A 5,445-nucleotide genomic window follows, 5' to 3' on the forward strand; every position below is an offset into this window, starting at 1 on the left:
GTCCCCGTCCGCGCCCGAGCACCCACCCCTGCCGGCGACCGACCGCACCACGGCCACGCTCACCCAGGCACCCGGCCCGAAAAGCACACCCGGCCGCGCCCCGGACCGTCCCCGTCCGCGCCCGAGCACCCACCCCTGCCGGCGACCGACCGCACCACGGCCACGCTCACCCAGGCACCCGGCCCGAAAAGCACACCCGGCCACGCCCCGACCGACCCGTCCATGCCCGAGGACCCACCCCTGCCGGCGACCGGCCCCGCCACGGCCGCGCTCACCAGGCACCGCCCGGTGCTCACGCCACGAACGTGCGTGGGGCCTCCGTGCCCGTGGTCGCGCCCGTGCGTACCAGCCGCGCCGCCGCCGCGAGCCGCGTGGCGGCCTCCTCCGCCACCGGCCCGCCGACGGTGAACGGCAGCCGTACGTATCCCTCGAACGCCCCGTCGACCCCGAAGCGCGGGCCGGACGGCACTCGGATGCCGACCCGTTCGCCGACCTCCGCGAGCCGGGAGCCGGAGAGGCCACCGGTGCGGACCCACAGCGTCAGACCGCCGGAGGGCACGTCGAACTCCCAGTCGGGAAGCTCCCTGCGCACCGCCGCGACGAGCGCGTCGCGGTTGTCGCGGGCCTGTTCGCGGCGGATGGACACGGCACTGTCCCAACCGCCCGTCTGCATCAGCCAGTTGACGCCGAGCTGCTCCAGCACGGGCGTGCCGAGGTCGGCGTACGCGCGGGCGGCCACCAGCGAGCGGATGACGTCGGGAGCCGCGCGCACCCAGCCGATCCGCATGCCGGCCCAGAACGCCTTGCTCGCCGAGCCGACGGTCAGCACGGTCGAGCCGGCCGGGTCGAAGGCGCAGACGGGACGGGGCATCTCGACGTCCGGGTCGAGGTACAGCTCGGACATGGTCTCGTCGACGACCAGGACGGTGCCCGCCGAGCGGGCCGCCTCCACCAGCGAACGGCGACGGTCCTCGTCGGCCAGCGCACCCGTCGGATTGTGGAAGTCCGCGACGACGTAGGCGAGCCGGGGCGCCGCGTCGCGCAACACCTGGCGCCAGCGCGCCATGTCCCATCCGGCCAGTCCCTCGGCCATCGCCACCGGCACGAGCCGGGCCCCGGCCTCCCGCATCAGCTGGAGGATGTTGGCGTAGGAAGGGGACTCGACGGCGATGCGCTCGCCGCGGCCGGCGAAGAGGTGGCAGATGGCGTCCATCGCACCCATCGCGCCGGTGGTGACCATGATCTGCTCGGGCATGGTCGGGATGCCGCGCTCGGTGTAGCGCTCGGCGAGCATCTGGCGCAGCGCCGGCAGGCCCGCCGGGTAGTCGCCGTGGGTGTGGGCGTACGGCGGAAGTTCCTCGAGGGCCCCCTGGACGGCCCTGGTCAGCCATGGCTCCGGGGCCGGCAGGGACGCGCAGCCGAGGTCGATCATGGAACCGAGCGACTCGGGGGGCAGCGGTTCGAGGCCGCGGGCGGGCAGCGGGTTGCCCGCGGGCACGGCGGTCCAGCTGCCCGCGCCCCGGCGGGACTCCAGGAACCCCTCGGCCCGCAGGGCCTCGTAGGCGGCGGCGACGGTGGTGCGGCTGACGGAGAGCGAGAGGGCCAGCTCCCGTTCGGCCGGCAGGCGCGCGGCGACGGGCACCCGGCCCTCGAGGACGAGGAGCCGGATGCCGTCGGCGAGCGCGCGGTAGGCGGGCGGCTTGCGGGTGCCGGGGCCGGCCGGGCGCGGTTGCTGGGAGGTGAGCTGCCGGGCGAGCTGCGCCGCCCCCACCGCCGAGGTCCACTGCGACATGGAAGTCAGTCCACCTTCCTCGAATTGGCCATGGTTGAGCATTGTTCCGTAGCCACAGAGTGTCATGCGTCGGTCCACTACCACCACACAGGGGGACGCCACCGTGTCCGGACATCTCACCCGCAGGCTGCTCCAGCTGTACGTCGGTCTGGCGTTGTACGGGGTGAGTTCCGCACTCCTGGTGCGCGCCGGGCTCGGGCTCGAACCGTGGGGGGTGCTGCACCAGGGCCTGTCGGAGCGGACCGGCATCTCGATCGGCGTGGTGTCGATCATCGTCGGCGCCGCTGTGCTGCTGCTGTGGATCCCCATCCGGCAGCGGCCGGGTCTCGGCACGGTGTCCAACGTGTTCGTCATCGGGATCGCCATGGACGCGACGCTCGCCGTCGTGCCCGCCGTCCACGGGCTCGTGGCGCAGGTCCCGCTCCTCCTCACGGGCGTCGTACTCAACGGTGTGGCCACCGGGCTGTACATCGCGGCGCGCTTCGGCCCCGGTCCGCGCGACGGCCTGATGACGGGTCTGCACCGCCTCACGGGCCGGTCGATCCGCCTGGTGCGCACGGCGCTGGAGGTCGCGGTCGTCGCCACCGGGTTCCTGCTCGGCGGATCGGTGGGCGTCGGCACGGTGGTGTACGCGCTGGCGATCGGGCCGCTGGCACAGCTGTTCCTGCGTCTCTTCGCCATCCCGGGGGCGACCGAAGGCAGCACCGTGGTCGCCGGCTCGAAACCGAGGCAGGCCATACTTCGGCGGTGACCCCGACTCGCCACCCTTATCTGGACCATCCGGCGACCCTCGCCTTCGCCCACCGCGGAGGCGCCGCCGACGGCATCGAGAACACGACGGCCGCCTTCCGCCGGGCCGCCGACGCCGGATACCGCTACTTCGAGACCGATGTGCACACGACGTCCGACGGACGCCTCGTCGCCTTCCACGACGCGACGCTGGACCGGGTCACCGACTCGAGGGGACGCATTGCGGAGCTGCCCTGGAGCGAGGTGAGCCGGGCCCGAGTGGCGGGCCGGGAACCGCTGCCGCTGTTCGAGGAGCTGCTGGAGGAGTTCCCCGCCGCCCGCTGGAACGTGGACCTCAAGGCGGACTCCGCCCTCGAGCCGCTGGTGGACCTGATCCGCAGGACACACTCCTGGGACCGGGTGTGCGTCGGTTCGTTCTCGGAGAGCAGGGTGGCCCGGGCGGTGCGCCGGGCCGGGCCGCGCCTTGCCACGTCGTACGGGGTCAGGGGCGTACTGGGCCTGCGGCTCGCGTCCGTGGGGATACCGGCCGCGGTGCGCAGCGGCGCGGTGTGCGCCCAGGTTCCGGAGACGCAGAGCGGTATCCGGGTGGTGGACCGCCGCTTCGTGCGCGAGGCGCACGCGCGGGGACTGCAGGTCCATGTCTGGACGGTCAACGACGCAGACCGGATGTCCGCGCTCCTGGACCTTGGCGTGGATGGCATCATGACCGATCATCTGGAGACGTTGCGCACGGTGCTGACCGACCGTGGGGTGTGGGTCTGACCCGGAGCGTGTCCGGGACAGTACGAGCGAGGGGGCGCGGATGACGGCCGGCACCGCCGACCGCACGGACGGCGCTGACAGCGCCCGCGAGCGAAGACGCGAGCAACGGGGCTGGTATTTCTACGACTTCGCGTGCTCGGTGTACTCGACGAGCGTGCTCACGGTGTTCCTGGGGCCCTATCTGACATCGGTAGCCAAGGCGGCCGCCGACGCCGACGGTTTCGTCCATCCGCTGGGGATCGCGGTGCGTGCCGGTTCCGTCTTCCCCTACGCGGTCTCGGTGTCGGTCGTCCTCGCGGTGCTGGTGATGCCGTTCGCAGGCGCGGCGGCGGACCGCAGCGGCCGCAAGAAGCCCCTCCTCGCCCTCGCCGCGTATCTCGGCGCCGGCGCGACAACGGGCATGTTCCTGCTGGACGGCGACCGGTATCTGCTCGGCGCCTTCCTGCTGATCGTGGCGAACGCCTCGCTCGCGGTGTCGATGGTCCTCTACAACGCGTACCTGCCGCAGATCGCCGAGCCGCACGAGCGCGACGCGGTCTCCTCGCGGGGCTGGGCCTTCGGCTACACCTCGGGCGCGCTGGTGCTGGTGCTCAACCTGGTCGTCTACTCCGGCCACGAGTCCTTCGGGCTGTCCGAGGGCGAGGCGGTGCGGATCTGCCTGGCCTCGGCCGGTCTGTGGTGGGGCGCCTTCACGCTCGTTCCGCTGCGCCGGCTGCGCGACCGCCGCGTCACCGCCGACGGGGAGGGCGCGGTCGGCTCCGGCTGGCGTCAGCTGATGGCCACGCTGAAGGACATGCGCCGCCATCCGCTGACGCTGTCCTTCCTGCTCGCGTACCTCGTCTACAACGACGGCGTGCAGACCGTGATCTCACAGGCGTCGGTCTACGGCTCCGAGGAGCTGGGCCTGGACCAGACGACGCTCATCACGGCGGTGCTCCTCGTTCAGATCCTCGCGGTCGCGGGCGCGCTGGGCATGGGCCGGCTGGCGCGGACGCACGGCGCGAAGCGCACCGTGCTCGCCTCACTCGTGGTGTGGACCCTCGTTCTCGCCGCGGGCTACTTCCTGCCGGCGGGCGCGCCGGTGTGGTTCTACTGTCTGGCGGCGGCGATCGGGCTGGTGCTGGGCGGCAGCCAGGCGCTGTCGCGTTCGCTGTTCTCCCACCTGGTGCCGCGGGGCAAGGAGGCGGAGTACTTCTCCGCGTACGAGATGAGCGACCGCGGGCTGAGCTGGCTGGGCCCGCTGGTGTTCGGTCTCGCGTATCAGCTGACCGGCAGCTACCGGGATGCCATCATCTCCTTGGTGATCTTCTTCGTCCTCGGGTTCGTACTGCTCGCGCGAGTGCCGGTGCGGCGTGCGGTGGCGGCCGCGGGCAACCCCGTTCCGGACCGGATTTAGACGCGGCGACGAAAGGCCGGTAGTGTACGCCTTTGGCCCGCCAGGCGGACCGTTACTGCGTGCTCAAGTAGCAAAGACGCTGGGTGACATCTCATGCCAGATGTGACAAACCGGGCACTGGTGGGTAGAACAAGGGGCGGCACGACGGGCGACGCATGACCCGCAACGGGAATCTTTACCGCCGACCGGACGTTGACCGGATGACGACGACAGCGACACCTGTCCTGTGGGCGACAAGCCCGGGAGGCACGATTCATGAGTGAGCGAGCTCTTCGCGGCACGCGCCTCGTGGTGACCAGCTACGAGACCGACCGCGGCATCGATCTGGCCCCGCGCCAGGCGGTGGAGTACGCATGCGAGAAGGGGCATCGTTTCGAGATGCCGTTCTCGGTCGAGGCGGAGATTCCGCCGGAGTGGGAGTGCAAGGTCTGCGGAAGCCAGGCGCTCCTTGTTGACGGGGACGGCCCCGAGGAGAAGAAGGGCAAGCCGGCGCGTACGCACTGGGACATGCTCATGGAGCGGCGCACCCGCGAGGAGCTCGAGGAAGTGCTGGCCGAGCGGCTGGCGGTCCTGCGCTCCGGCGCCATGAACATCGCGGTGCACCCGCGCGACAGCCGCAAGTCCGCGTAGCACGCACCAGCGCGCGGTCCGCTACACGTCACGGAGCCGCGGGGGGGGGGCCCCCCGGGGGGGGGGGCAGCCCCCCGCGCCGCGGGCGCGGGGGGCGGGGCCCGGGGCGGCGGGC

At 72.3% G+C, this 5,445-nt stretch carries 5 protein-coding genes; 4 read left to right on the forward strand and 1 reads right to left on the reverse strand.

The genetic code is table 11. The annotated features are described in order from the left end of the window. Positions 1-292: 292 nt before the first annotated feature. A complete protein-coding gene (locus AB0K02_RS05485; protein WP_365991052.1) occupies positions 293-1,792 on the reverse strand; it encodes a PLP-dependent aminotransferase family protein in 1,500 nt (499 codons plus the stop codon). A 64-nt stretch (positions 1,793-1,856) separates the two neighbouring features. On the opposite strand from AB0K02_RS05485, the gene AB0K02_RS05490 reads away from it, so the two are divergent. The 4 genes from AB0K02_RS05490 to AB0K02_RS05505 all read left to right on the forward strand — a co-directional run bounded on the left by AB0K02_RS05490 (position 1,857) and on the right by AB0K02_RS05505 (position 5,330). Next, positions 1,857-2,543 carry a hypothetical protein gene (locus tag AB0K02_RS05490; protein WP_365991053.1) on the forward strand — a complete coding sequence of 229 codons (687 nt, stop codon included), beginning with the start codon at positions 1,857-1,859 and terminating at the stop codon, positions 2,541-2,543. Continuing rightward, positions 2,540-3,304, forward strand: coding sequence for a glycerophosphodiester phosphodiesterase (locus AB0K02_RS05495; RefSeq protein ID WP_365991054.1), 765 nt, complete (start codon positions 2,540-2,542; stop codon positions 3,302-3,304). Before AB0K02_RS05490 ends, AB0K02_RS05495 begins: the two co-directional genes overlap by 4 nt. Before the next feature lie 40 nt (positions 3,305-3,344). Beyond that, positions 3,345-4,700 carry an MFS transporter gene (locus AB0K02_RS05500; RefSeq protein ID WP_365991055.1) on the forward strand — a complete coding sequence of 452 codons (1,356 nt, stop codon included), beginning with the start codon at positions 3,345-3,347 and terminating at the stop codon, positions 4,698-4,700. A gap of 255 nt (positions 4,701-4,955) precedes the next feature. Then, positions 4,956-5,330, forward strand: coding sequence for an RNA polymerase-binding protein RbpA (locus AB0K02_RS05505; RefSeq protein ID WP_026278069.1), 375 nt, complete (start codon positions 4,956-4,958; stop codon positions 5,328-5,330). Positions 5,331-5,445: the final 115 nt, after the last annotated feature.

The organism is Streptomyces sp. NPDC049597, assembly GCF_040675505.1.
Classification (GTDB): Bacteria; Actinomycetota; Actinomycetes; order Streptomycetales; family Streptomycetaceae; genus Streptomyces.

Bases quoted from the DNA above. Each gene is read 5' to 3' on its own strand.
- AB0K02_RS05500 (WP_365991055.1), top strand. From the start codon at position 3,345: ATGACGGCCGGCACCGCCGACCGCACGGACGGCGCTGACAGCGCCCGC.
- AB0K02_RS05505 (WP_026278069.1), top strand. From the start codon at position 4,956: ATGAGTGAGCGAGCTCTTCGCGGCACGCGCCTCGTGGTGACCAGCTAC.
- AB0K02_RS05485 (WP_365991052.1), bottom strand. From the start codon at position 1,792: ATGTCGCAGTGGACCTCGGCGGTGGGGGCGGCGCAGCTCGCCCGGCAG.
- AB0K02_RS05490 (WP_365991053.1), top strand. From the start codon at position 1,857: ATGCGTCGGTCCACTACCACCACACAGGGGGACGCCACCGTGTCCGGA.